This is a genomic window from Pseudomonas sp. LS_2 (assembly GCF_042709235.1).
Lineage (GTDB): Bacteria > Pseudomonadota > Gammaproteobacteria > Pseudomonadales > Pseudomonadaceae > Aquipseudomonas.
Genome location: NZ_JAVAYC010000005.1, coordinates 37476 through 63705, shown reverse-complemented (window position 1 = coordinate 63705; position 26230 = coordinate 37476). Strand labels below are relative to the sequence as shown.

Below are 26230 nucleotides of genomic sequence, written 5' to 3'. Positions count from 1 at the left end.
GGCTGGGTACTCAGGCCTTGGCCAGCTTGGGTGCCAGCTTGCGGCATTGTTCCTTGCGGTTGGGGTACTGCTGGCACTTGCGCATGACCTGCTCCACCTGGGCGTCGGCTTCGAGCTGTTGGTTGGCCAGCAGCTTCTCGGCGATGAACAGCTCCTCTGAGCCCAGGTTGCGCTCGGCCTGCTCGATCATCGCCAGCGCCGCTTTCGGATCGCGCTGCTTGAGGTGGTAGCCGATCATCAGGTCGTAGACCGATGGCCCTGCCAGCGACCAGTCCTGGATGGCTGCAAGCTCCGCCGCTGCGGCGCGGCCGTCACCCCGGGCGAGGTGGAGGTTGATGGCGGCGCGGCGCACGCCGGGCTGGTTGGCCACCGGTGAGGCCAGCGCGCGTTTGATGAACTCGGCGGCTTCGCGGTGCTGCTTCTGTTCCAGTGCCGCCAAGGCTGCGTAGGCGTCCTTGTAGCCTTGCAGCGCCTGGCGCACGGCTACCGCGTCGCGTACCTGCGGCCAGCTCCGGCGGTCTACCCGCGCACGGCTCTGTTCGCGGTATTCGCGTTGCAGGTACTGGCGCAGGTCTTCGTCGCGTTGCAGCGGCGACATGTGCGAGCGCTTGAAGTACTCGCTGGTGGAAGCGATTGCGGTGTTCACCCCTTGGTTGAGCAGGGTGTTCAGCTCCTGGTTGAACTGCTTGACGTTGAACTGTTGCAGCGAGGCCTGCATGGCGCTCTGGCGTTCCTTGAGGAAACTCGCCAGCAACGGCTTTTGTTGCCCCTGGAAGTCGTTCAGGCGCTGCAGGCTGACGCTGGAGGCCCGTGGGGCATAGCCTGCGCGGATCATCAGGTCAGTGCCGAGCAGGTCGGCCTGGTCTTCCTGCGAGCGCCCCCAGGCGGTGCTCCAGATGTTGTCCGAAAAACTGTTGGCCAGCGAGGTGTAGAGCAGCGTGTCGCCAATGGTTTTCTGGGTGCCGAGCGGGTCCTTGCTGATGAATTTCAGGGTATCTGCGCTGCGCTCCACCTGCGTGCCGCGAACCACCGCCGCCACCACCAGCGTGGTAGCCACGTTGCCCATCAAAGCCTTCTGTTGCTGGAATGCCGCGAGGCGGTCGTGGTGCCTCAGCAGCACGTGGCTCATCTCGTGGCCGAGCATGGCGGCGATCTCGTCTTCGCTTTCGACGTTGTCGATCATCCCCAGCGGCACGAACAGGTTGCCGTAGGGGTCGGCCGACGGGCCGAAGGCGTAGGTGTCGACGATACGGACCTGCAACGTCGGCAGCTCGCCGGGCCAACCTTTGGCCAGGCGCGTGACGATGCCTTGCAGGTAGCTTTCCAGCTGGGGAATGCGCACCAGGTTCTCCTGGCGGATCTCGTTGGCCGGCAGCGTGCGGCCATCGAAGCTCAGACGTTGCTGGCCGATGCGCTGCGCGTCGAGACGGTAGTACTGGCGCACATCGGCATGCTCGAAGTAGCGGCCATCCAGGCGCGACTGAGTGGAAGGACCGACCAGGTTCATCAGGGCGTCATTGGCGCCGCTGACGGTCTGGCAGCCGCTGAGCAGGGCCGCTGAAGCGATCGCCAGGGCCACGACCAGGCCTTTCACGGTGCCGCCGCTCACTTCTTGCACCCGGAGCCGAAGCCGATGGTGGCGTTGTTCTTGTGATCGTCCGACAGGTTGTTCGGCAGTTTCTGGCAAGGCAGCTTCACCACGTTGAGCGGCGGGTTCACCCGTACCTGCAGGGTGTCGACCCAGACTTTCTGACCGGCCAGCTCGAGCTGCACCAGGTCTTGCTCTTTGTTGTAGTCCAGCACCGGTATTGGTTGCTGGGGCAGGCTGGCGCGGGCCACATCGCGTTGCAGCTTGCCGTGTTCATCCAGCACTTCCAGCGGGTCGGCGAGGAAGGCTTCGACCATGGGGGCCGCCAGCAGGCTGTGGCTGAACAGTGCCGACAGCAGGAAAAGGGAAATCGTGCGCATCTCTAAGCTCCTTGAGTCGAAAATTCCGAGAGGTTCAGGCCCTGGGGGTGAATAGGGCCTGCAAGCGGGTGCTGAACAGGGTGAGGGAAAGCAGCAGCAGGCCGAACACGTTGGCCGGCGTGTAGTTGAACAGCCATAGCCCGGCACTGAGTAAAGCCAGCAGGCCTGTCACCAGCACCCAGGACGCCAGCGGTGCGCTGCGCGGCCGGCGCTGCTGTTTCATCAGCGAACGGGTGAACAGGGGGGCGTCGAGCGTGCCTTTGAGGTGGGCGATAAGCGCCAGCAGGGCCAGCTCGAAGCAGTCCAGCAGGTCGATCTTGCCGACGAAGCCGACCTCGCCCAGGGTCGGCATGGAGCGGTAGTAGTCCATGCCCCAGGTGACCAGGTTATCCAGCGCCATGGCATGCAGATAGACGCCGGGCACATTGCCGTACAGGGGCGACAAGGTGATATCGCCGGTCCCGGTGATCTTCGCGCCGACCAGCACCAGCTTGCCCTCCAGCATCTGGCGTAGCAGCTGCCGGTCTTCGCTTTCGGTGACTTCCAGGGCGCTGGCGGGAATGGTCAGGGTGTAGGTGCAGTTCGATGGGCCATCGTCCTTGTCGAACTTCCAGAACACCGCCTGCATCAATTGCCTGCCCAGGCCCGGCAGCTTGCAGACGATGTCCGAGGCTTGGGGCTGCAAGGGGTGGGGGTGCAGGCCCCATTGCACGGCAATGTCTGGCTCCTGCGCTGCTGCGGCGGCGTCAGGCGGCAATGGCGTACACGCCCGCGTGCGGCAATATTCGCGGTACAGCCTCAAGGCCGGAGTCTCCATCAGCCCCAGGCCGGTCTGCGTGGCCAAGGGGTACTGGCTGCCGTGGCCGCTCCAACTCACCAGCGCTGGTGTACTGACCTGCGCGAAGCGCGCCAGGGTGTTGACCGAACCATCGCCGGCGGCATGGCCGTTGTTGGCCAGGAACAGCGGGATGCCTTGGCGCTGGTAGCGTTCGAAGACGTTGGCCAGCAGCTGGCTTTGCGTGCCCGGCGTCTGCCCTGGAAGGTTGCGGGAATGGTCGTGGGTATACAGGAGGTCGGCGAACACGGCTTGCGGCTTGTAGGCCAGCAGGCGCTTGAACAGTTTTGCCTGCTCGTTGTAGGGCATTGGCCAGTAGGTCTGGTTGCGCAGCAGGTAGGCGTCGTCGAGGAGGATCACCACCACTTGCTGCTGGCCAGCATCGGAATAGTTGCCGGCAAGCAGGCGGTTGAGCCAGGTGGCCGAGGCTTCGTCGGTGGAGCTGGAAATGCCGAACGGGTCCAGCAGCGCAATGCCTGCGACGACGATTGTGAACAGCAGTTGGCGTGGTGAAAAACGCGAGAACTTGAGCATCCTTGCCTCAGGCGTATGACTAGAGGCATTTTGACATCATCTTCCGGAGATAAGAAAGCACCGAGCGTGCGAAATCGGCAGGGGCGCTGTGGCAGCCCCTGCTTCACGCATGTGCATCAGGCCGAGCGGCCCAGCTCAACGCCCAATTGACGCGACAGGCACGGCCAACGCTTCCAGGCTTCGCCGGTCGCAGGGCTGCTCAGGGTCTCGCGGTAGGCTTCCACCGACTCCACGGCAAAGCTCTCGTCGTCGAGCATCTCATCCACCGAGTGGTGCACCACTTCATCCAACTGGTTGGCGAAGGTTTCGCCGATCAACTGGTGGGCGATCAGGTTGGCCACGGTGGTGTCCACGGGGATCAACGGTTGCTGGAAATGCCGGATGTACAGGTCGTTGACCTCCTCTACCAGGCGATGCGCGAGATAGGCTTCATCCAGCAGGCAGTCCAGGCCGACATGACCTTGCATGAGCTCGGGCGGCTGCAGGAAGTAGGCCTCGGCGATCTTCAGCACCGGTTTGATCTGCGACTCGATGCCAGCTTCGCGGGCGACCGCGTGGGCGGCCTCGAGCAGCTCCGGCACTTCATCGATGTAGGCGCTGACGAAGCGCGTCAAGGTTCCCTGGGCGTCCTGCTGGGGGAGTTGGATCGTTGGGTGCAGGTGAGGCAATTGTTGTTCGAGGCGGGTCTTTAGTTGACCGGTCGTTTTTTCGTGTTGGTGGGCTTGGGCAATCTGCTCGCGTACAGCAGCGATGTTCATGACAACTCCAGGGACAAGGCGTTACAAACGGAAGACACTAAGTTAGCTCGCTTCCCGAAGTGCCTAAGACGCATTTGTTATAACCCGAAGGCACTTACTTCGAAGAGTTATATCAATGTGCCATCGTTGTGCCCCGACCGCTCAAGCTCAAACCTTTCAGCCGCTTGCGGAATTTGGTGAAGTTCATTTCATGGACGTCGTTGCGCGCCATTAGTCGGTGTCTATACTCCGGTTGAAACGTGATTCGTTGATGAGGCCCGACTGCCTGTGCAGGGGGCTCGGTCGTCGAAGCCAGGCAGTCTTGGCCGCCGTTCCCTCCCTGGGTGGCCTGTGTGGCTCGCGCACTCAACTTCGGCGCCAGGACTTGGCAGGCTGCGTTGCCACTCCTCGCCGTAGCTGGCTACGACTCGTCATGGCGCCTTGCCTGACAAGCCCTGGCACTCGAATTTGAGTACGCGAATCCGCCGTACAGGCCACATGTCGTAAGGTCGTCCACGCCTCCGGGACAACAAGAACGATAAGGGGAACCCGCAATGATGCGACATCCACATGTCTGGATGGGCCTCCTGCTGTGGTCGATGGTTGGACAGGCAAACGCTGCTTGGACCGTCAACATGTCACCAGGGGCGACGGAAGTCTCCCATGCCGTGTTCGACCTGCACATGACCATCTTCTGGATCTGCGTGGTCATCGGCGTCGTGGTGTTCGGCGCGATGTTCTGGTCGATGGTCATCCATCGGCGCGCCGCAGGCCAGGAGCCTGCGCATTTCCACGAGCACACCTGGGTGGAAATCCTCTGGACGGTGGTCCCTTTCCTGATCCTCGTGGTCATGGCTATCCCCGCGACCAAGACGCTGATCGACATCTACGATGCCAGCGAGTCGGACATCGACATCCAGGTCACCGGCTACCAGTGGAAGTGGCACTACAAGTACCTGGGCCAGGACGTGGAGTTCTTCAGCAACCTGGCCACGCCCGCCGCGCAGGTGCGCAACCAGGCGCCCAAAGACGAACACTACCTGCTCGAGGTCGACCAGCCGCTGGTGCTGCCGGTCGGCGCCAAGGTGCGATTCCTGGTCACGGCTGCCGACGTCATTCACTCCTGGTGGGTGCCGGCCTTCGCGGTCAAGCGTGATGCCATCCCAGGCTTCGTCAACGAGGCCTGGACGCGGGTCGAGAAGCCCGGCATCTACCGTGGCCAGTGCACCGAGCTATGCGGCAAGGACCACGGCTTCATGCCCGTGGTGGTGGAGGTAAAGTCCAAGGCCGACTACGACACCTGGCTCGCCGAGCGCAAGGCCGAGGCCGCCAAGCTCAAGGAGCTGACCAGCAAGGAGTGGACCCTCGAAGAGCTGGTCGAGCGTGGCGACAAGGTCTACCACACCACCTGCGTGGCCTGTCACCAGGCCGAAGGCCAGGGCCTGCCGCCGATGTTCCCTGCGCTCAAAGGCTCGAAGATCGCCACCGGGCCGATAGAGGCGCACCTGGGCATCGTCTTCCATGGCAAGCCAGGCACCTCGATGGCGGCGTTCGGCAAGCAACTTTCGGAAGTCGATATCGCCGCGGTGGTGACCTACGAGCGCAACGCCTGGGGCAACAACAAGGGCGACATGGTCACGCCGAAGGACGTACTGGCGCTCAAGCAGGCCGAAGGCCAATGACCCGGACATCAGGAGACAGGACATGAGTGCAGTGATCGACGACCACGGTCATGCCGGCCATGACCACGCCCACGGCCCGGCCAAAGGCCTGATGCGCTGGGTGCTGACCACCAACCACAAGGACATCGGCACGATGTACCTGTGGTTCAGCTTCGCGATGTTCCTGCTTGGCGGCTCGTTCGCCATGGTGATCCGCGCCGAGCTGTTCCAGCCCGGCCTGCAGATCGTCGAGCCGGAATTCTTCAACCAGATGACCACCATGCACGGCCTGATCATGGTGTTCGGCGCAGTGATGCCGGCCTTCGTCGGCCTGGCCAACTGGATGATCCCGCTGATGATCGGCGCCCCAGACATGGCCCTGCCGCGCATGAACAACTTCAGCTTCTGGCTGTTGCCGGCCGCCTTCCTGCTGCTGGTCTCGACGCTCTTCAGCCCCGGCGGCGGGCCGAACTTCGGCTGGACCTTCTATGCCCCGCTCTCGACCACCTACGCCCCGGCCAGCGTGACCTTCTTCATCTTCGCCATCCACCTGATGGGTATCAGCTCGATCATGGGCGCGATCAACGTGATCGCCACCATCCTCAATTTGCGCGCCCCCGGCATGACCCTGATGAAGATGCCGTTGTTCGTCTGGACCTGGCTGATCACCGCCTTCCTGCTGATTGCCGTGATGCCGGTGCTGGCGGGCGTGGTGACCATGATGCTGATGGACATCCACTTCGGCACCAGCTTCTTCAGCGCCGCCGGCGGTGGCGACCCGGTGCTGTTCCAGCATGTGTTCTGGTTCTTCGGCCACCCCGAGGTGTACATCATGATCCTGCCGGCCTTCGGCGCGGTCAGCTCGATCATTCCGGCGTTCTCGCGCAAGCCATTGTTCGGCTACACCTCGATGGTGTACGCCACCGGCGCCATCGCCTTCCTGTCGTTCATCGTCTGGGCCCACCACATGTTCGTGGTCGGCATCCCGGTGGTGGGCGAGTTGTTCTTCATGTACGCCACCATGCTGATCGCCGTGCCCACGGGGGTGAAGGTGTTCAACTGGGTCAGCACCATGTGGCAGGGCGCGATGACGTTCGAGGCGCCGATGCTGTTCGCCATCGCCTTCGTCATCCTGTTTACCATCGGCGGCTTCTCCGGGTTGATGCTGGCCATCGCCCCGGCGGACTTCCAGTACCACGACACCTATTTCGTGGTTGCCCATTTCCACTACGTGCTGGTGCCGGGGGCGATCTTCGGCATCTTTGCCTCGGCCTACTACTGGCTGCCGAAATGGACGGGGCACATGTACGACGAAACCCTGGGCAAGCTGCATTTCTGGCTGTCGTTCGTGGGCATGAACCTGGCCTTCTTCCCCATGCACTTCGTAGGGCTGGCGGGCATGCCGCGGCGGATTCCGGACTACAACCTGCAGTTCGCCGACTTCAACATGGTCTCGTCGATCGGCGCGTTCACCTTCGGTGCGACGCAGATCCTGTTCCTGTTCATCGTCATCAAGTGCATCCGTGGTGGCGCGCCTGCCCCGGCCAAGCCTTGGGATGGCGCCGACGGGCTGGAGTGGTCGGTGCCTTCGCCGGCGCCTTACCACACCTTCCAGACGCCGCCGGAAGTGAAGTAGGAGGCCGGTGCCATGCAAAGCCTGCCGCTCAAGCGCCTGGTGTTGCGCCTGCTGATGCTCACGGTGGTGATGTTCGCCTTTGGCTTCGCCCTGGTGCCAATCTACGACGTGATGTGCCGGGCCTTCGGCATCAACGGCAAGACCGGCGGGCAGTACGAGGGTAGCCAGGTGATGGACCCCTCGCGCTCGGTGCGGGTGCAGTTCATGTCGACCAATGCCAGCGACATGGTCTGGGACTTCTACTCCACCGCCGATCAGTTGGAAGTGAACCCTGGCGCGGTGAACCAGATGGTGTTCATCGCCCACAACCCGACCAACCGGCCCATGAGCGCCCAGGCGGTGCCCAGTATCACCCCGGCGGAGGCTGCGGCGTACTTTCACAAGACCGAGTGTTTCTGCTTTACCCAGCAGGTGCTGCAACCGGGCGAGCGCATCGAAATGCCGGTGCGCTTCATCGTCGACCGCGACCTGCCGGCGGGCGTGAAGCACCTGACACTGGCCTACACCTTGTTCGACATCACCGCTCGCCATCCACCGGTCGCGCACCTCGCGGGCCAGGACGTCCAGGGCGCCCGCTAAGGGAAGGAGAACAGCAATGGCAAGTCACGAGCACTACTACGTACCGGCGCAAAGCAAGTGGCCGATCATCGCCACCATCGGCCTGTTCGTCACGGTGTATGGCCTGGGCACCTGGTTCAACGACCTCAAGGCTGGCCACCCGGAATCGCACGGGCCGCTGATCTTCTTCGTCGGCGGGCTGTTCCTGGCCTACATGCTGTTCGGCTGGTTCGGGGCGGTGGTCAAGGAAAGCCACGCGGGGCTGTACAGCGCGCAGATGGACCGCTCGTTCCGCTGGGGCATGAGCTGGTTCATCTTTTCCGAGGTGATGTTCTTCATGGCCTTCTTCGGGGCGCTGTTCTATGTGCGGGTGCTGGCCGGGCCGTGGCTGGGCGGGGAGGGCGACAAGGGCGTGAGCAACATGCTGTGGCCGAACTTCGAGTATGTCTGGCCGCTGCTGCACACCCCCGACCCGAAACTGTTCCCGCCGCCGAAGGACATCATCAACCCGTGGCACCTGCCGCTGATCAACACCATCCTGCTGGTGAGTTCCAGCGTGACCATCACCATTGCCCACCATGGGCTGCGCAAGGGCCACCGCGGCCAGTTGAAGCTGTGGCTGGGGCTGACCATCCTGCTAGGCCTGGCGTTCCTGGCGTTGCAGGCCTACGAGTACTACGAGGCCTACGTGCACCTGGGTCTGACTCTGGGCTCGGGGATCTACGGCGCGACCTTCTTCATGCTCACCGGCTTCCATGGTGCGCATGTGACGCTGGGTACGTTGATTCTGATCGTGATGTTCGTGCGGGTTTTGCGCGGGCATTTCGAGCCCGACAAGCACTTCGGTTTCGAGGCCGCCAGTTGGTACTGGCACTTCGTGGACGTGGTGTGGGTGGGGTTGTTCATTTTCGTGTACGTGCTTTAGGAGCAACAACACCGAACCCGCTCCCACAGGGTTCGGTGGCAACTTTCAAAACGGTGCGTGCGAAACCAACTGCCCACTGAGAAAGCCCCAGGCCACCAGCCCGACTGTCAGGGCCGCCAGGGTGACACGCACGGTAAGGGCCTTGAGCAGCCGGGTCGACTGATCGTCGTCCTTGACCAGGAACACCAGCCCGCTGAACAGGCTAGCGATGGTAGCCAGCAGCATCAGGACGATCGCGGCCTTGAGCATGGCGAGACTCCAGGGGGGATGCAGTGATGCCTTTGAGTATAGCGCTCGACCTTGCGAGGCCCCGGTGAAGCCGTTTCGCCCCGGCGTTGCGCCAACCCTGGTGGTGCTAGCACTGCTGCCGGGTCTGATCGCGCTCGGCTGCTGGCAATTGCGCCGCGCCGATGAGAAACGCCAGTTGCTGGACACCTACACCGAACGCCGTATCCAGGCGCCGGTATCGGTCGCGCAACTCCAGCAACTGCCCGACCCCGCCTTTCAGCGCGTACAGCTGCGCGGGCGCTTCGACGCCGAGCACAGCCTGCTGCTGGACAACCGCTTGCGCGACGGCCAGGTCGGTGTCGAGCTGCTGCAACCCTTCCACGACCAGGCCAGCGGCCAGTGGCTGCTGGTCAACCGCGGCTGGTTGCCGTGGCCCGACCGGCGCGTGCCGGTGCGCTTCGATACCCCGCAGCAGCCCCTGAGCGTCGACGCCTCGGTTTACGTGGCACCGGGCAGCACCTTCCAACTGCACCCCGACCCTGTCGGCGGCCAGTGGCCGCACCTGCTTACCGCTGTCGAACCCACGCACCTGTGGCAACAGCTGGGCCGTGATGGCCTGGCCCACGAACTGCGCCTGGAGCCTGGGCCGGCAAGCTACCGGCTGGACTGGCCGGTGGTCGCCATGGGGCCGGAAAAACACCTGGGCTACGCGGTGCAGTGGTTCGCATTGGCCACGGCGCTGGTGCTGCTCTTCCTTTATTTCGGTTGGCACAACAACAAGGAGAACCACCATGGGCGCCGTCACGAGTCCACTGGGCGTGCCTGAGCGCGGCAAGTCCCGCGCGCGCGGGCGCTTGCAGCTGATCCTGATCCTGCTGGTGGCGCTGGGGCCGATGGTCCTTGCCACCAGCATGTACAAGTACCGGTTCTGGGTGCCGGAAGGCCGCAGCTATCACGGAGCGATGATCGGTAACGGCGAAACCCGCGCCGACATTGGCGTCGATGCCCAGTCGGACGGCTGGCAATTGCTGGTCAGCGCGCCGCAGGCCTGCACCGCCGAGTGCCAGCAACTGGTGTATCTGGCGCGGCAGATCCAGGTCGGCCTTGGCCGTGACGCCAGCCGCGCCAGCCACGCCCTGGCCGCCGCGCATCCGTTGCCTGGCGATTACCAGGCCACCCTCGAACGTGAATACCCGCAGTTGCAGCGCTACCCGCTTGATGCCAAGCGCTATGCCAGCAAGGTGGCCGAGCCCGGCCCGCAGCTGTGGCTGGTCGACCCCCACGGCAACCTGGTGCTGCGCTACGACGCCAAGGCCAAGGGCAAGCAGGTGCTCGACGACCTGCGCCACCTGCTCAAGCTGTCCAACATCGGCTAGGAGCCCATCATGGCCAGACCCGGATACCGCCTCGCCGTGTTCGCCACCCTGCTGGCACTGTTGGTCGTGCTGCTGGGCGCCTATACCCGCTTGACCCACGCTGGCCTCGGGTGCCCCGACTGGCCGGGTTGCTATGGCTTTATCAGCGTGCCCAAGAGCGATGCGCAGTTGGCCCATGCCGAGCTGCATTTCCCCGAACATCCGGTGGAAGCGGCCAAGGGCTGGGCAGAAATGGTCCACCGTTACTTTGCCGGTGCCTTGGCGTTGCTGATCGCCTGGCTGGCGATCCAGGCCGTGCGCCGACATGCTCGCGACGGCTCGCCCTACCGGCTGCCCGTGTTCGTGCTGTGCGTGGTGCTGGCCCAGGCGGCGTTCGGCATGTGGACCGTCACGCTCAAGCTGTGGCCGCAGGTGGTCACCGCCCACCTGCTGGGCGGGTTCACGACGTTGAGCCTGCTTTTCCTGTTATCCCTGCGTCTATCCCGGGCCTTTGCGCCGTTGCCGAAAGTACCTTTGAGCCTGCGTCGGGTGGCTGCGCTGGCCTTGCTGGTGGTGGTCGGGCAGATCGCCCTGGGCGGTTGGGTCAGTGCCAACTACGCAGCGGTGGCCTGCGTCGACTTGCCCACCTGTCATGGCCAGTGGTGGCCCGCAGCCGATTTCAGCAACGGCTTCCATCTCACCCAGCACGTCGGCCCCAATTACCTGGGCGGGCAGTTGGACAGCGATGCGCGCACGGCCATCCACATGAGCCATCGACTGGGCGCGCTGATGGTCACCGCCGTGCTGCTGATGCTCAGCTGGAAGCTGCGCCGCCATGGCCTTTCCGGCCTGGCCCGACTGGTGCTGCTGGTGCTGGGCGTGCAGCTGTGCCTGGGGATCAGCAATGTGCTGTTCCACCTGCCGCTAGGCGTGGCCGTGGCACACAACGCAGGTGGCGCGATGCTGCTGCTGACCATGGTGCTGGTGAACTATCGCATCCGTGTGGTGGACGAGGTGCGCGTTCGCGCCGGCCAGCGCCTGCGACCGGTGGTCGGCGTGGGTATTTCCCATCCCATGAGGAATGACTCGTGGCGGCGCTTCTGAGCACACGCCGGCAACGGGCCGGCTGGCGGGACTACCTGGAGCTGACCAAGCCCAAGGTGGTGGTGCTGATGCTGATCACCTCGCTGGTGGGCATGTTCCTCGCCACCCGCGCGGGGGTGGCCTGGAGCGTGCTGCTGTTCGGCAACCTTGGCATCGCGCTGTGTGCCGGAGGCGCGGCGGCCGTCAACCATGTGCTCGACCGGCGCATCGACGCGCTGATGGCCCGCACCCACAAGCGCCCGCTCGCCGAAGGGCGGGTCGGGCCTGTACCGGCACTGCTGTTCGCCCTGGCCCTGTCGCTGGCGGGCATGGCCCTGCTGCTGGTGTTCACCAATGCCCTTACCGCCTGGCTGACGCTGGCGTCCCTGCTCGGCTACGCGGTGCTCTACACCGGCTTTCTCAAGCGCGCCACGCCGCAGAACATCGTGATCGGCGGCCTGGCCGGCGCCGCGCCGCCGCTGCTGGGTTGGGTGGCGGTGACCGGGCATGTGAGCGCCGAGCCCTTGCTGCTGGTGCTGATCATCTTCGCCTGGACCCCACCGCACTTCTGGGCCCTGGCCATCCACCGCAAGGAGGAATACGCCAAGGCCGATATCCCGATGCTGCCGGTGACCCACGGCGAGCGCTACACCAAGCTGCATATCCTGCTGTACACCCTGGTGCTGCTGGCGGTGAGCCTACTGCCGTTCGTCATCCACATGAGCGGCCCGCTGTACCTGGCCTGCGCCTTGGGCCTGGGGCTGCGCTTCCTGCATTGGTCCTCGGTGTTGTACCGTGGCACTCGGCCGCACGCTGCGATCGGCACCTTCAAGTACTCTATCGCCTACTTGTTCCTGCTGTTCATCGCGCTGCTCGTTGACCACTACTTGTTGCTGAACCTATGACCCGAACCCAGAAAACCGTCTTCATCCTTGTCGCCCTGGTCGCGTTGATCCTGGGCCTTACCGTCAACAAAGTGCTCAACAACCGTGGCCAGGCCAACCCGGCGGAGCTGATCGATGCGGGCATCATCCTGTTGCCGCAGAGTCGCACGGTGCCGGAGTTGACCATGACCAACCAGGACGGCCAGCCGGTAGCGCTGGACCAGCTCAAGGGCAAGTGGTCGCTGCTGTTCTTCGGTTATACCTACTGCCCGGACATCTGCCCGACCACCCTCGCCCAACTGCGCCAGGTCAAGAGTGAGTTGCCCAAGGAAGCGCTGGCGCATCTTCAGGTCGTGCTGGTGAGCGTGGACCCGAACCGCGACACGCCGGCCCAGCTCAAGCAGTACCTGGGCTACTTCGACAAGGACTTCGTAGGGGTGGCGGGGTCGATCGAGGACACCCAGAAGCTGGCCAATGCCCTGAGCATTCCGTTCATTCCGGCCGATACCAGCAAGCCAGGCTACACCGTGGACCACAGCGGCAACCTGGCCCTGCTCGGGCCGGATGGGCGTCAGCGCGGGTTCATTCGGGCACCGTTCAACAACCAGAAGCTGCTGGCGCAGTTGCCGGGGTTGGTTCAGCGAGATTGAGTGGTTCCTAAAAAGCTTCGCGGGTAAACCCGCTCCCACAGGTACCCCACCGTATTCAATGGCGGTGGGGTACCTGTGGGAGCGGGTTTACCCGCGAAGAATCCAACGCGATATGAAGGCTTAGAACGCCGGCACCACCGCACCTTTGTATTTCTCGGTAATGAACTGCTTCACCTCGGGCGAGTGCAGCGCTGCTGCCAGCTTCTTCATATCTTCCGAGTCCTTGTTGTCCGGACGCGCCACCAGGATGTTCACATAAGGCGAGTCGCTGCCTTCGATGGCCAGGGCGTCCTTCTCGGGGTTCAGCTTGGCTTCCAGGGCGTAGTTGGTGTTGATCAGGGCGGCATCGACCTGGGTCAGCACACGCGGGATGGTGGCCGCTTCCAGCTCACGGAACTTCACGCCCTTCGGGTTCTCGGCAACGTCCTTGACCGTGGCCAGGATGTTCTTGTTGTCCTTGAGCTTGATCACACCGGCCTTGTCCAGCAGCAGCAGGGCGCGGCCGCCATTGGTGGCGTCGTTGGGAATCACCACGGTGGCGCCGGAGCTCAGCTCGTCGAGCTTCTTGAACTTGCTCGAGTAGATGCCCAGCGGCTCCACATGCACACCGGCCACGCTGACCAGTTGGGTGCCCTTGGACTTGTTGAACTCGTCCAGGTATGGCTGGTGCTGGAAGAAGTTGGCGTCCAGGCGCTTCTCGGCGACTTGCACGTTCGGCTGGATGTAGTCGGTAAACACCTTGACCTTCAGTTCCACGCCCTGCTTGGCCAGCTGCGGCTTCACGAACTCGAGGATCTCGGCGTGCGGCACCGGGGTGGCGGCGACGGTCAGGGTCTCGGCGTTGGCCGAAAAGGCCGCGATTGCGGCGGCGACAGCGAGCAGTTTCTTCATCGATCACTCCTTGTGAGGGCCAGGCAGCCCCCGTGCCCAGGTGGGCTTATTTACGGGAAAAATGCACGACCAGCCGGTCGCCGACACTTTGCAGAATCTGCACCAGCACCAACAGCAGGATCACCGTGACGATCATCACGTCGGTCTGGAAACGCTGGTAGCCGAAGCGGATGGCCAGGTCGCCCAGGCCGCCCGCGCCGACTACCCCGGCCATGGCGGTGTACGACACCATGGTGATGGCGGTGACCGTGATGGCAGCGAAGATGCCTGGCCGGGCTTCCGGCAGCAAGGCATTGACGATGATCTGGCGAGTGCTGGCGCCCATCGACTGGGTAGCCTCGATGATGCCGCGGTCCACTTCGCGCAGGGCGGTTTCCACCAGCCGCGCGAAGAATGGCGTAGCGCCCACCACCAGCGGCGGGATGGCCCCGGCGACGCCCAGCGAGGTGCCGGTGATCAATACCGTGATGGGGATCATCACGATCAGCAGGATGATGAACGGCAGCGAGCGCAGTACGTTCACCACCAGCGACAGCAGCGCGTACACGCCTTTCTGTTCGAACATCTGCCGCGGTCCGCAGAGGAACAGCAGCACGCCCAGCGGCAGGCCCAGCAATACGGTGAAGAACAGCGAGCCGAACAGCATGATCAGGGTGTCGCCGGTGGCCAGCCAGATTTCCGCCCAGTCGACGTTGGCGAAGTAGTTCAGGGCGTCCATCAACGCAATACCTCCATATGCACATCCGCTGCGTTGAAGCGGTCGAATGCCGCCTCGATGTTACCGCCGGTGACGGCCAGGGTCAGTTGCCCATAGGGCACGTCCTTGATGCGGTCGATGCGTCCGGCAAGGATGCTGTAGTCCACGCCGGTTTCGCGGGCGACGGTGCCCAGCAGCGGCGCGTAGGTGGCATCGCCCTGGAAGGTCAGGCGCACGATGCGGCCCGGCACGTGGGCGAAGTCGTCGCGCTGCTCGTTCTCGTCGACCTGCTCGTCTTCCTGGACGAAGCGCTTGGTGGTGGGGTGTTGCGGGTGCAGGAACACATCCGCCACAGGGCCTTGCTCGACGATCGACCCGGCGTCCATCACCGCCACGCGGTCGCAGACCCGGCGGATCACGTCCATCTCGTGGGTGATCAGCACGATGGTGAGCTTCAGCTCGCGGTTGATCTCGGCCAGCAGTTGCAGCACCGAGGCAGTGGTTTGCGGGTCGAGGGCGCTGGTGGCCTCGTCGCACAGCAGGATCTTTGGCCGGGTAGACAACGCCCGGGCGATGCCCACGCGCTGCTTCTGCCCGCCGGAGAGCTGCGCCGGGTATTTTTTCGCGTGGTCCGACAGGCCGACACGCGCCAGCAACTCGGCCACGCGCTTGTCGATTTCGCTGCGCGACAGCTCGCCGGCCAGGGTCAGCGGCAGGGCCACGTTGTCGGCGACGGTCTTGGAGGCCAGCAGGTTGAAGTGCTGGAAGATCATCCCGACCTGCTGGCGGAAGCGCCGTAGCTGGTTGGCATCGAAGGCGGTGACGTCTTCGCCGTCGACGATGATCTTGCCGCCGCTTGGAGCCTCCAGGCGGTTGATCAGGCGCAGCAAGGTGCTCTTGCCTGCACCGGAATGGCCGATCAGGCCGAACACCTGGCCATTTTCGATGGTCAGGCGGGTCGGGTTGAGGGCCGGAATATCCCTACCGGCGACGCGGTAGGTCTTGTGGACATCTTGGAACTCGATCACTGAGCGAACCTTGTGGGGCGCATGGAATTTGGGTCAGCGGTTAGCCGGGCGCGCATTTTAGCCTTTTCCCATAGTTGTTCTTAGCATTTATTTCGCGATGAACCGCAGCTTCAGGCATAACACGACAACCGGTAAACCCGATTGAACGCGGCCAACCGCTCTCCAGTCACTAATGGGACAAGCCCACGAGGGCAGCCTGAAGACTGATGAGGAGAGCCGAAATGCCCAGCAAGACACCGGATTCGCCCAGACAGAGCCAACTCGCCGGCACCGATACGCCCGACCGGGCGAACACCAACGCCAAGGTGCAGAGCCTGGAGGATGTGCGCAGCGATGCCACCGGCCAGGCCTTGCGTACCAACCAGGGTGTGAAGATCGCCGACAACCAGAACACCCTGAAGGCCGGGGCGCGCGGGCCTTCGCTGCTCGAAGACTTCATCATGCGCGAGAAGATCACCCACTTCGACCATGAGCGCATCCCTGAGCGTATCGTGCATGCCCGGGGCACCGGTGCCCACGGCTACTTCCAGAGCTACGGCGACCATGCCGAGCTGACCAAGGCGGGCTTTCTGCGCGACCCGGAAAAGATCACCCCGGTATTCGTGCGCTTTTCCACCGTGCAAGGCCCCCGTGGCTCGGGTGACACCGTGCGTGACGTGCGCGGCTTCGCGGTGAAGTTCTACACCGATGAAGGCAACTTCGACCTGGTGGGCAACAACATGCCGGTGTTCTTCATCCAGGATGCGATCAAGTTTCCCGACTTCGTCCATGCGGTGAAGCCCGAGCCGCATAACGAGATCCCCACCGGCGGCTCGGCCCATGACACCTTCTGGGACTTCGTTTCGCTGGTGCCGGAATCGGCGCACATGGTCATGTGGGCCATGTCCGACCGCGCCATTCCACGCAGCCTGCGCATGATGGAAGGCTTCGGCGTGCACACCTTCCGCCTGATCAATGCCCAGGGCGTGGCCAGCTTCGTCAAGTTTCACTGGAAGCCGCGCCAGGGGGTGCATTCGGTGTTGTGGGACGAAGCGCAGAAGCTTGCGGGCAAGGATACCGACTACCACCGCCGCGACCTGTGGGAAGCCATCGAGACCGGTGACTACCCGGAATGGGAGCTCGGTGTGCAGATCGTGCCCGAGGCCGATGAGCACAAATTCGATTTCGACCTGCTCGACCCTACCAAGATCATCCCCGAAGAGCTGGTGCCGGTGACGCCGCTGGGCAAGATGGTGCTGAACCGCAACCCGGACAACTTCTTCGCCGAGGTCGAGCAGATCGCCTTCTGCCCAGGGCACATCGTGCCGGGCATCGATTTCAGCAACGACCCATTGCTACAAGGGCGGCTGTTCTCCTACACCGACACCCAGATCAGCCGCCTGGGCGGCCCGAACTTCCACGAGATCCCGATCAACCGCCCGATAGCCCCAAACCACAACAACCAGCGCGATGCCCTGCACCGCCACACCATTCACAAGGGACGGGCGTCCTACGAGCCCAACTCCATCGACGGTGGCTGGCCCAAGGAAGCCCCGGCAGCGCCTGAGGAGGGTGGCTTCGAGAGTTACCAGGAGCGTATCGATGCGCACAAGATCCGTGAACGCAGCGAGTCGTTCGGCGACCACTTCTCCCAGGCGCGGCTGTTCTTCCAGAGCATGAGCCCGAATGAGCAGCAGCACATCATCAAGGCCTACAGCTTCGAGCTGGGCAAGGTGGACCGCGAGCATATCCGCGCCCGCGAAGTGAACGAAATCCTCGCCAACATCGACCTGAAGCTGGCAGCCGCGGTGGCGCAGAACCTCGGGCTGCCGGCGCCGAAGGCCGGAACGGTGAAGGTCAAGGACTCCAAGCCTGCGAAGTCTGCGGCACTGAGCCAGATGAACCTGCCTGGCAGTGTCGGCATCAAGGGGCGCAAGGTCGCGCTGCTGGTGGCCGATGGTGTGGAGGGCGCCAGTGTCGACCGCCTGGTGAAGGCTTTCGAGGCGCAAGCGGCGCGGGTGTTGCTGCTGGGGCCGAGCAGTGCGCCGGTGAAGACTGCCGAGGGTGCTTCGCTGGCGGTGGACGCTTCGATGGAGGGCATGCCGTCGGTGATGATCGATGGGTTGTGGCTGCCGGCCGGCAAGCAGGCGCTGGATGCTCTGGGCGCCAGCGGCGTGGCCAAGCATTACCTGCTCGAGGCCTATAAGCACCTCAAGCCCATGGGCTTGGCCAAGGACGGCAAGGCGCTGCTGGATGCGCTGGGTATCAAGGAGGACAAGGGGGTGTTGCTGGGGGATGACCAGAAAGCCGTCGATGCCTTCGTGAAGGTGCTGGAACAGCATCGGGTGTGGGAGCGGGAGGCGGCGGCCGAAGCGATTCCGGCATAACGGGCCGCGCAAACCTCTGTAGGCGCGGGCTTGCCCGCGAACACCGGCGGAGCGGGTGCCATCACCGCGGTGCTTGCTTCGCGGGCAAGCCCGCTCCTACAGGGGCATCGTGAACCCGGAGAGTTGTCAGTGCTGATGCGGCACCAGCACCACCTGTGCCGGCAGCTTGCGCTGGATCTCGTGCTTTTGTTTCAACTCGAAGCCGCTATCGAGCTTGTGCACGCGCTTTTGCAGCAGCGTCTTGAGCCATGGCGCATCGTCCGTGCGCGGCACCTGGAACACCACCTCGCACTGGTACGCCACCACATCGGCGGCGATGTCATCCAGTTGGCGGCGCAGCGCGCGACTGTCGGTAGTCTTCAAGGCCACCACGGTGCTCGGGGCGGTCGGGTCGATCACCCGGGCAACCGGCTTGGCTTCGGCTGCCTTGAGCGCGGCTTCGGCTTTTTCCAGTTCTGCACGGCGGCGTGCCTGGGCCACCGCATCGCCGCCGACCAGCGCCGGCGCCTGGGGCATCAGCGCGCGAGCCCGCGCCAGGGCCGTGGCGGCAGCGTTGACATCACCTTTCTGCAAAGTGACCTGGCTACGTTGCAAGTAGGCCTCGGCCAGTTGCCGCTGGTACTGCTCCAGGCGTGCATCGCTGGGCGACTGCGCTTGCAGGCTGGCCAGCTGGTCTTCGGCGGTGGCCAGTTCGTTGCTGGCGATGCTCTGCTGCAACTGCTGCCAGGCATCGGGCTGGGCAGGCGCGACCGGCTGCTCGACCGGGGCACTGGAGCACGCGGCCAGGAACAGGGAAAACACGGCAACAAGCAGATAACGGGAGGCGAACGGCTTCATTCCTGCGACTCTCTATTTGCGCAAAAAAGCGAGCAAGTCTACACCCAGGTGCACAGGCTCGAAAACAAGTCTTACAGACCCTTTACGGGCGAAAAGGTTGCAGGGTGCCTAGGCATGCACCCCGCTATATCAGCGCTTGGGCAACGCCAGGCTCAGCAAGAATAGCACCGCCGCGCAGACCACGATCGATGGCCCGGCGGGCGTGTCCTTGAACCAAGACATGGCCAGGCCACCACATACCGCGAGCACGCCCAGCACGCTGGCGCCCAGGGCCATCTGCTCGGGTGAGCGGGCGTGGCGTTGCGCGGTGGCCGCCGGAATGATCAGCAACGAGGTGATCAGCAGTACCCCGACGATCTTCATGGCCACGGCAATGACCACCGCGATCAACAGCATCAACGCCAGGCGCAGGCCCGCTACGGGCAGGCCTTCGACAGTGGCCAGCTCCTCGTGCACGGTCACCGCCAGCAGCGGGCGCCACAACACGGCGAGCAACAGCAGTACCAGCACGCTGCCGCCGAGAATCCAGGCAAGGTCGCTGGGGCTGATGGCCAGCAGGTCGCCGAACAGGTAGGCCATCAGGTCGATGCGCACATCGTGCATGAAGCTCAGGGCCACCAGGCCCAGGGACAGCGTGCTGGGTGCAAGGATGCCGAGCAGGGTGTCGGAGGCCAGCGGCTGGCGCTGTTGCAGCGTCACCAGCAGGATCGCCAGCAGCAGGCAGCCCACCGTCACGGCGATCGTGGGGCTGATATCCAGCACGAAGCCCAAGGCGACACCGAGCAACGCGGCGTGGGACAGCGTATCGCCGAAATAGGCCATGCGCCGCCACACCACGAAAGAGCCGAGGGGGCCAGCCACAATGGCCAAGGAGAGACCCGCGAGCAGGGCATAGAGAAGAAAATCAGCCATGCTTGCAGTGCTCTCCATGGACATGCGTGCCGGGTGCGACCACAGAGCCGTGCAGGTCGTGGCTGTGATCGTGGTGATGGTGGTAGATGGCCAGGCTCGGCGCATTCTGGCCGAACAGCTCGACGAACGCCGGGTCGCCGCTGACCTGCTCCGGGTGGCCCGAACAGCACACATGGCGGTTCAGGCAGACCACTTGGTCGGTGGTGCTCATCACCAGGTGCAAGTCGTGGGAGACCATCAGCACGCCGCAGCCGTGGCGGTCGCGAAGACGGGTAATCAGCCCGTACAGTTCGGCCTGGCCGGCCACGTCGACGCCCTGCACCGGCTCGTCCAGCACCAGCAGCTCAGGTTCGCGCAGCAGCGCCCGGGCCAGCAGTACGCGCTGCATCTCGCCCCCGGAGATGGTCTGGATGGGGCTGTCGATCACCTGCTCGGCGCCCACCTCCTGCAACGCCGACAACGCGGCGGCGCGGTCGACCCCTGGCACCAGGCGCAGAAAGCGCAGCACCGACAGCGGCAGGGTCGCGTCGACCTGGATTTTCTGCGGCATGTAGCCAATGCGCAGGCGCGGCTTGCGCCAAACCGTGCCGCGGTGCGGCTTGAGCAGACCGAGAACGGCGCGTACCAGGGTGGTCTTGCCGGCGCCGTTGGGGCCGATCAGGGTGACGATCTGGCGAGGTGCCACCGACAGGGCGATGTTGTCCAGCACCGCTTCGCCGGCAAAGGTGACGCCGACCTGCTCCAGGCGGATCAGCGCATCGCTCATGCAGCGCTCCGGCAATTGGCGCACAGACCGACCACTTCGACGGTCTGGGTCTCGACGGTGAAGCCCACCGCCTTGGCGCTGCTGACGATGGCGCTGCTGATGCTGTCCTGTTCCAGCTCGATGGCCACGTGGCAATGGCGGCAGATCAGGAACTGGCCCTGATGCTTGTGCTCGGGGTGGCTGCAACCGATGAAGGCGTTGAGCGAGGCGATGCGGTGCACCAGGCCGTTCTCGAGGAGGAAGTCCAGGGCGCGGTACACGGTCGGCGGCGCGGCGCGGCGGCCGTCCTGCTCGCTGAGCACCGCGAGGATGTCGTAGGCGCCCAGTGGCTTGTGGCTTTGCCACACCAGCTCCAGCACCCGGCGGCGCAGGGCGGTCAGGCGCAGGCCTTGGCGCGCGCACAGGGCGTCGGCTTCGGCCAGGGCGCTGTGGACACAATGGGAATGATCGTGGGGACGGTGAGCCAGCGGCGTGATGGACATGGGCGGCGACGGTTTTGAATGGAGACGTTATTATGTTACCCGGTTATGGCTAGTCGAGTATCCACCGTGTCCCGTTTCCTTGTGGTTTTTGTCGCTTTTATCGCTTTCTCGGCCCAGGCCGAGGTACGGGTGCTTACCAGCATCAAGCCGTTGCAGCAGATCGCCGCCGCCGTGCAGGACGGCGTCGGTAGCCCTGACGTGCTGCTGCCGCCAGGCGCTTCGCCGCATAACTATGCGTTGCGTCCTTCCGACGTACGGCGGGTGGCGGGTGCCGACCTGCTGTACTGGATCGGTCCGGACATGGAGAGCTTCCTGCCGCGCGTGCTCGGCAGCCGCAGCAAGCCGACGGTGGCGGTGCAGTCGCTGGCAGGTATGAAGCTGCGGCATTTCGGCGAGGACAGCCATGGCCACGAAGACGGGCATGACGACCATGGCCATGACGACCACGGCCATGACGACCACGACCACGACCATCGTCCCGGCTCGCTGGATGCACACCTGTGGCTGTCGTCGGTGAACGCGCGGGTGATCGCGGCGAAGATGGCGGCGGACCTGGCTTCGGTCGACCCGGCCAACGCTGCGCGCTACCAGGGCAACCTGAAAGGCTTCGTCGAGCGCCTGGACAGCCTGGATGCGCGGATCAAGGCGCGCGTGGCGGGCATTGCCAGCAAGCCATACTTCGTGTTCCACGAGGCGTTCGACTACTTCGAGGCCGAATACGGGCTGCGGCATGCGGGTGTGTTCAGCGTGGCGGCAGAAGTGCAGCCGGGGGCGCAGCATGTGGCGGCGATGCGCAAGCGCTTGCAAGAGGCCGGGCCGACCTGTGTGTTCAGCGAGCCGCCACTGCGCCCACGCCTGGCCGAGACATTGACCGCAGGCCTGCCGGTGAAGCTGGCGGAACTGGATGGCCTGGGCGGTAGCGACCCCGTGGACGGCAAGGGTTACGAGCGCCTGCTGGAGAAGCTGGGCAATGACCTGGCGGGGTGTCTGGAGCAGATCTAGCGCCTGCACCGGCCCTCTCGCGGGGAAGCCCGCGAGAGGGCCGCCGCGTTACAGCGCGAACGGCAACTTCAGCGCCACCTGCTGGCGCTGCGCCAACCTCACTTCGAACTCGCTCGGGTCATGGATCATGACATCCATCCCGGCGAACGCCCGCGCGGCGATCAGCCGCGACAGCCAGAACCGCACGCAACCGACCCGTAGCATCACCTGCCACAGCTCGGCTTCCGCCGCAGTGAACGGCCGCAGCGCCGCATAGGCGCCCAGCAGCGCCTGAGCGCGCGGCAGGTCGATACCTCCCGCCTCGTTCAGGCACCAGTCGTTCACGGTGATGGCGATGTCATAGAGCATCGGCCCGGAACAGGCGTTGTAGAAGTCGATCAGGCCGGCCAGGTGGGTGCCTTCGAACATCACGTTGTCGCGGAACAGGTCGGCATGCAGGTTGGCCCGTGGCAACGCGAGGATCTGCGCCTTGTGCGCGGCGATTTCATCCAGCGCCGGTTGCAGCAGCTGCACCTGCGCGGCATCCAGCGCTGGCAGCAATTCGGCACCCGATTCCAGCATCCAATCCAGGCCCCGGTCGGTGCGGCGCTCGATGATGCGCTCGCGGGTGGCCAGGTGAATGTGCGCCAGCAGCTCGCCCACCTGGGCGCAGTGCTGGTTGTTCGGCGCCTTGATGTGCTTGCCCGACAGGCGCGGCTGCAACAGCGCCGGCTTGCCGCACAGCTCGCGCAGGCCACGGCCTTCGCGGTCGCGCACCGCATAAGGCACGGGCATGTCGGCCTCGTGCAGCACATCGAGAAGCTCGATGAAGAACGGCATGTCTTCGGCGGGGCCGCGCTCGATCAGGGTCAGCACGAACTCACCTTTCTCGAGGCTGACGAAGAAATTGCTGTTCTCGGTACCGGCGGCGATGCCTTGGAAGTCGAGCAGACGGCCCAGCTCGTAGGGCGCCAGGAAGGCTTCCAGTTCAGGGCGGGACACAGGGGTGAAAACTGACATGTTGAAAAGTTGCCCATGCGGGCACTTCCGCCGGGAAGTGCCAGTTGATAAGAACGATACGCGTTACAAGCTTACCATTCGAAGATCTTCCAGGACGGAATCAGCATGTCCGGCTGGTCGGAACGAATGAAATTGCCATCGGAGCCATCGGCGCGTACCAGGAAATAAGGCTTGCCGTTTTTCGGCGTTATCTTGATCGCATACAGGAAACCGTTTTGACGGTACTCCTGGATGGTTCTGTCGCCTTCCGTGCGAATGGTTACCTCGGGATCGGCCGAGGGCGCGTCGTCCGCCGCCAGAGTGACGACCGGCATGGTTGCCAACAGGCCCAGCAGTAACAGGCGAATGGGTGTACGCATGATAACCTTGTCCCTTTGTCGTCAATGAGTCTGGCTATTCTAGCGCCGGACCCGCCGAAAAGGTTGATTCTGCTCATGAGCCAAGCGCCCCTCGTCCTGGTGGACGGTTCGTCCTATCTCTACCGCGCCTTCCATGCGCTGCCGCCGCTTACCACATCCAAAGGCATGCCCACCGGCGCGGTCAAGGGCGTGTTGAGCATGCTCAAGAGCCTGCGCAAGCAATACCCGGACAGCCTCTTCGCGGTGGTCTTCGACGCCAAGGGCGGTACGTTCCGCGATGCGATGTTCGCCGAGTACAAGGCCAACCGCCCAAGCATGCCCGACGACCTGCGCGTGCAGGTCGAGCCGCTGCATGCCAGCGTCAAGGCCCTGGGCTACCCGCTGCTGTGCGTGGAGGGGGTGGAGGCGGACGATGTGATCGGCACCTTGGCGCGCAGCAGCGCTACCGCTGGCCGCCCCGTAATCATCTCGACGGGCGACAAGGACATGGCCCAACTGGTGGATGGCCACGTCACGCTGGTCAACACCATGACCGGCAGCGTGCTGGACGTAGCTGGCGTGCATGAAAAGTTCGGTGTAGGCCCCGAGCACATCATCGATTTCCTTGCCCTGATGGGCGACAAGGTCGACAACATTCCGGGTGTTCCGGGGGTCGGCGAGAAGACTGCGGTGGGCCTGCTGACCGGTATCGGCGGCGGCCTGCGCGACCTTTACGAGAACCTGGACAAGGTTCCGGGCCTGGCCATCCGTGGCGCCAAGACCCTGCCGGCCAAGCTCGAGGAACATCGCGACGCCGCGTTCATGTCCTATGAGCTGGCGACCATCAAGGTCGATGTCGAACTGGATATCACCGTCGATGCCCTGGTATGCGGCGAGCCGGACCGCGAAGCGTTGCTGGCGCTGTACACCGAGATGGAGTTCAAGAGCTGGATCGCCGAGGTGCAGCGCGATGCCGCCCAGGCTGGCGAGGACGTCGCACCTGCTACCGAGGCGCAGCAGAAAGCCCAGGAGGAAGCCAGGTACGAAACCATTCTCGACCAGGCAAGCTTCGACGCCTGGGTGGAGAAACTGCGCAAGGCCCCACTGTTCGCCTTCGACACCGAAACCACCGGCCTCGATGCGCAGCGGGCGCAGTTGGTCGGTTTGTCGTTCGCCGTCGAGCCATTCGAAGCGGCCTACGTTCCGCTGGCTCATGACTACGAAGGCGCCCCGCAGCAACTGGACCGCGACGCCGTGCTGCTGGCGCTCAAGCCGCTGCTCGAAGACCCGGCCAAGGCCAAGGTCGGGCAGAACGCCAAGTACGACATCAATATCCTCGCCAACTGCCCACAACCCATACTGATGCGCGGCGTGGCCTATGACACGATGCTCGAATCCTACGTGCTGGATTCCACCGCCACCCGCCATGACATGGACAGCCTGGCGCAGAAATACCTTGACCACAGCACAATCGTCTTCGAAGACATCGCCGGCAAGGGCGCCAAGCAACTGACCTTCAACCAGATCCACCTGGACAAGGCCGGCCCCTACGCCGCCGAGGACGCCGATATCACCCTGCGCCTGCACCATGCGCTCCAGGAACGCCTGGCCAAGACCCCAAGCGTTCAGCCAGTGCTCATGGACATCGAGATGCCGCTGGTGCCGGTACTGGCGAAGATCGAGCGCCAGGGCGCGCTGGTCGATGCCGACCTGCTGCGCGTGCAGAGCGGCGAGCTGGGGGTAAAGATGGCCGAGCTGGAGCGCAAGGCCTTCGAGCTGGCCGGCGAGGAATTCAACCTTGGCTCGCCGAAGCAGCTGGGAGTGATCCTGTACGACAAGCTGGGCATGCCGGTACTGAGCAAGACCGCCAAGGGCCAGGCCTCGACCGCCGAGGCGGTGCTCGCCGACCTGGCCGCCGAAGGCTACCCACTGCCCACGGTGCTGATGGAATACCGCAGCTTGAGCAAGCTCAAGAGCACCTACACCGACAAGCTGCCCGACCAGATCAACCCGCGCACCGGGCGCATCCACACGTCCTACCAGCAGGCCGTGGCGGCCACTGGCCGACTGTCGTCCAGCGACCCGAACCTGCAGAACATCCCGATCCGCACCGCCGAAGGCCGACGCATCCGCCAGGCCTTCGTCGCCAGCCCCGGCTACAAGTTGCTGGCGGCGGACTACTCGCAGATCGAGCTGCGCATCATGGCGCACCTGGCCAAGGACGAAGGCCTGCTGCATGCCTTCCGTAACGATCTCGACGTGCACCGCGCCACCGCTGCCGAGGTGTTCAACGTTGACCTGGCAGCGGTCACCGGCGACCAGCGCCGCAGCGCCAAGGCCATCAACTTCGGGCTGATCTACGGCATGAGCGCCTTTGGCCTGGCCAAGCAGATCGGCGTCGACCGCAAGCAATCGCAGGACTATATCGATCGCTATTTCGCCCGCTACCCGGGCGTGCTGGCCTACATGGAGCGCACCCGCGCCCAGGCTGCGGAGCAGGGCTTCGTCGAAACCTTGTTCGGCCGACGCCTGTACCTGCCGGATATCAACGCCAAGAACCCGGCCCTGCGCAAAGGTGCCGAGCGCACTGCAATCAACGCACCGATGCAAGGCACCGCTGCCGACATCATCAAGCGCGCCATGGTGGCGGTGGACAACTGGCTCACCGATAGCGGCCTCGATGCGCGAGTGATCCTGCAGGTGCACGACGAACTGGTGCTGGAGGTGCGGGAGGACTTGGTCGAGCAGGTAAAAGATGAAATTCGCCTGCACATGAGCAACGCCGCGCAACTGGATGTACCGCTGCTGGTCGAGGCAGGCGTCGGTTCGAATTGGGACGAAGCTCACTAAACGCGCCG

Annotated in this window: 26 protein-coding genes; 12 read left to right on the top strand and 14 right to left on the bottom strand. The window is 64.2% G+C overall.

What is annotated here, in order from left to right; translation table 11 throughout:
- Positions 1–10: 10 nt before the first annotated feature.
- The 4 genes from RAC97_RS06275 to RAC97_RS06260 all read right to left on the bottom strand — a co-directional run bounded on the left by RAC97_RS06275 (position 11) and on the right by RAC97_RS06260 (position 4095).
- Positions 11–1594 (bottom strand): M48 family metallopeptidase, encoded by a 1584-nt coding sequence (locus RAC97_RS06275; protein WP_375098574.1) that lies wholly within the window; start codon positions 1592–1594, stop codon positions 11–13.
- Positions 1595–1605: 11 nt separating this feature from the next.
- Positions 1606–1968, bottom strand: a complete 363-nt coding sequence (locus tag RAC97_RS06270) for a hypothetical protein (RefSeq protein WP_375098400.1) — start codon at positions 1966–1968, stop codon at positions 1606–1608.
- Positions 1969–2002: 34 nt separating this feature from the next.
- Positions 2003–3337, bottom strand: a complete 1335-nt coding sequence (locus tag RAC97_RS06265; RefSeq protein WP_375098399.1) for a CHASE2 domain-containing protein — start codon at positions 3335–3337, stop codon at positions 2003–2005.
- 116 nt (positions 3338–3453) lie between these two features.
- Complete coding sequence (locus RAC97_RS06260; RefSeq protein ID WP_375098398.1) at positions 3454–4095, bottom strand: hypothetical protein; 642 nt, start codon at positions 4093–4095, stop codon at positions 3454–3456.
- A gap of 533 nt (positions 4096–4628) precedes the next feature.
- On the opposite strand from RAC97_RS06260, the gene coxB reads away from it, so the two are divergent.
- From coxB to RAC97_RS06240, 4 genes are read left to right on the top strand one after another with little or no spacing between them, the layout of a single operon-like run.
- On the top strand, positions 4629–5756 hold the full coding sequence (gene coxB, locus RAC97_RS06255; RefSeq protein ID WP_375098397.1) for a cytochrome c oxidase subunit II: 1128 nt from the start codon (positions 4629–4631) through the stop codon (positions 5754–5756).
- A gap of 22 nt (positions 5757–5778) precedes the next feature.
- Complete coding sequence (gene ctaD, locus RAC97_RS06250; protein ID WP_375098396.1) at positions 5779–7371, top strand: cytochrome c oxidase subunit I; 1593 nt, start codon at positions 5779–5781, stop codon at positions 7369–7371.
- A gap of 12 nt (positions 7372–7383) precedes the next feature.
- Entirely contained in the window at positions 7384–7950 is a 567-nt protein-coding gene (locus RAC97_RS06245) for a cytochrome c oxidase assembly protein (protein ID WP_375098395.1), read from the top strand.
- 16 nt (positions 7951–7966) lie between these two features.
- Positions 7967–8854 carry a cytochrome c oxidase subunit 3 gene (locus tag RAC97_RS06240; protein ID WP_375098394.1) on the top strand — a complete coding sequence of 296 codons (888 nt, stop codon included), beginning with the start codon at positions 7967–7969 and terminating at the stop codon, positions 8852–8854.
- 45 nt (positions 8855–8899) lie between these two features.
- Here RAC97_RS06240 and RAC97_RS06235 read toward each other — a convergent pair whose 3' ends face one another.
- Positions 8900–9103, bottom strand: a complete 204-nt coding sequence (locus RAC97_RS06235) for a twin transmembrane helix small protein (protein WP_375098393.1) — start codon at positions 9101–9103, stop codon at positions 8900–8902.
- A gap of 64 nt (positions 9104–9167) precedes the next feature.
- Here RAC97_RS06235 and RAC97_RS06230 point away from each other — a divergent pair, with 64 nt between their 5' ends.
- From RAC97_RS06230 to RAC97_RS06210, 5 genes are read left to right on the top strand one after another with little or no spacing between them, the layout of a single operon-like run.
- Complete coding sequence (locus RAC97_RS06230; RefSeq protein WP_375098392.1) at positions 9168–9908, top strand: SURF1 family protein; 741 nt, start codon at positions 9168–9170, stop codon at positions 9906–9908.
- Positions 9874–10458 carry a hypothetical protein gene (locus RAC97_RS06225; protein WP_375098391.1) on the top strand — a complete coding sequence of 195 codons (585 nt, stop codon included), beginning with the start codon at positions 9874–9876 and terminating at the stop codon, positions 10456–10458. Before RAC97_RS06230 ends, RAC97_RS06225 begins: the two co-directional genes overlap by 35 nt.
- A 9-nt stretch (positions 10459–10467) precedes the next feature.
- The gene (locus tag RAC97_RS06220) at positions 10468–11541 is read left to right on the top strand and encodes a heme A synthase (RefSeq protein WP_375098390.1); all 1074 of its coding nucleotides are present in this window, start codon (positions 10468–10470) and stop codon (positions 11539–11541) included.
- Positions 11526–12425 carry a heme o synthase gene (gene cyoE, locus RAC97_RS06215; protein ID WP_375098389.1) on the top strand — a complete coding sequence of 300 codons (900 nt, stop codon included), beginning with the start codon at positions 11526–11528 and terminating at the stop codon, positions 12423–12425. Before RAC97_RS06220 ends, cyoE begins: the two co-directional genes overlap by 16 nt.
- Positions 12422–13054, top strand: coding sequence for an SCO family protein (locus tag RAC97_RS06210; protein WP_375098388.1), 633 nt, complete (start codon positions 12422–12424; stop codon positions 13052–13054). Before cyoE ends, RAC97_RS06210 begins: the two co-directional genes overlap by 4 nt.
- 120 nt (positions 13055–13174) lie before the next feature.
- Here RAC97_RS06210 and RAC97_RS06205 read toward each other — a convergent pair whose 3' ends face one another.
- From RAC97_RS06205 to RAC97_RS06195, 3 genes are read right to left on the bottom strand one after another with little or no spacing between them, the layout of a single operon-like run.
- Complete coding sequence (locus RAC97_RS06205) at positions 13175–13945, bottom strand: MetQ/NlpA family ABC transporter substrate-binding protein (RefSeq protein WP_375098387.1); 771 nt, start codon at positions 13943–13945, stop codon at positions 13175–13177.
- Between the two features lie 46 nt (positions 13946–13991).
- Positions 13992–14663, bottom strand: coding sequence for a methionine ABC transporter permease (locus tag RAC97_RS06200; protein ID WP_375098386.1), 672 nt, complete (start codon positions 14661–14663; stop codon positions 13992–13994).
- A complete protein-coding gene (locus RAC97_RS06195; RefSeq protein WP_375098385.1) occupies positions 14663–15670 on the bottom strand; it encodes a methionine ABC transporter ATP-binding protein in 1008 nt (335 codons plus the stop codon). Before RAC97_RS06195 ends, RAC97_RS06200 begins: the two co-directional genes overlap by 1 nt.
- Before the next feature lie 221 nt (positions 15671–15891).
- On the opposite strand from RAC97_RS06195, the gene katE reads away from it, so the two are divergent.
- Positions 15892–18036: a catalase HPII gene (gene katE, locus RAC97_RS06190; protein ID WP_375098384.1), complete on the top strand. Its 2145-nt coding sequence runs from the start codon at positions 15892–15894 to the stop codon at positions 18034–18036.
- 126 nt (positions 18037–18162) lie between these two features.
- Here katE and RAC97_RS06185 read toward each other — a convergent pair whose 3' ends face one another.
- From RAC97_RS06185 to zur, 4 genes are all read right to left on the bottom strand, one after another.
- A complete protein-coding gene (locus tag RAC97_RS06185) occupies positions 18163–18873 on the bottom strand; it encodes a PA5502 family lipoprotein (RefSeq protein WP_375098383.1) in 711 nt (236 codons plus the stop codon).
- A 129-nt stretch (positions 18874–19002) separates the two neighbouring features.
- Positions 19003–19785, bottom strand: coding sequence for a zinc ABC transporter permease subunit ZnuB (znuB, locus tag RAC97_RS06180; protein ID WP_375098382.1), 783 nt, complete (start codon positions 19783–19785; stop codon positions 19003–19005).
- The gene (gene znuC, locus RAC97_RS06175; RefSeq protein ID WP_375098381.1) at positions 19778–20551 is read right to left on the bottom strand and encodes a zinc ABC transporter ATP-binding protein ZnuC; all 774 of its coding nucleotides are present in this window, start codon (positions 20549–20551) and stop codon (positions 19778–19780) included. Before znuC ends, znuB begins: the two co-directional genes overlap by 8 nt.
- Positions 20548–21033, bottom strand: a complete 486-nt coding sequence (gene zur / locus RAC97_RS06170) for a zinc uptake transcriptional repressor Zur (protein WP_375098380.1) — start codon at positions 21031–21033, stop codon at positions 20548–20550. The genes znuC and zur overlap by 4 nt, the downstream gene beginning before the upstream one ends.
- An 18-nt stretch (positions 21034–21051) precedes the next feature.
- Between zur and znuA the strand changes: the two genes are divergently transcribed.
- Positions 21052–22035, top strand: coding sequence for a zinc ABC transporter substrate-binding protein ZnuA (gene znuA, locus RAC97_RS06165; protein WP_375098379.1), 984 nt, complete (start codon positions 21052–21054; stop codon positions 22033–22035).
- A 48-nt stretch (positions 22036–22083) separates the two neighbouring features.
- Here znuA and RAC97_RS06160 read toward each other — a convergent pair whose 3' ends face one another.
- Together RAC97_RS06160 and RAC97_RS06155 are read right to left on the bottom strand one after the other, a co-directional pair.
- Positions 22084–23034: a homoserine kinase gene (locus RAC97_RS06160; RefSeq protein WP_375098378.1), complete on the bottom strand. Its 951-nt coding sequence runs from the start codon at positions 23032–23034 to the stop codon at positions 22084–22086.
- Positions 23035–23105: 71 nt separating this feature from the next.
- On the bottom strand, positions 23106–23393 hold the full coding sequence (locus RAC97_RS06155; protein WP_275639527.1) for a DUF2782 domain-containing protein: 288 nt from the start codon (positions 23391–23393) through the stop codon (positions 23106–23108).
- 75 nt (positions 23394–23468) lie between these two features.
- Here RAC97_RS06155 and polA point away from each other — a divergent pair, with 75 nt between their 5' ends.
- On the top strand, positions 23469–26222 hold the full coding sequence (gene polA / locus RAC97_RS06150; RefSeq protein WP_375098377.1) for a DNA polymerase I: 2754 nt from the start codon (positions 23469–23471) through the stop codon (positions 26220–26222).
- The last annotated feature ends 8 nt before the right edge of the window (positions 26223–26230 follow it).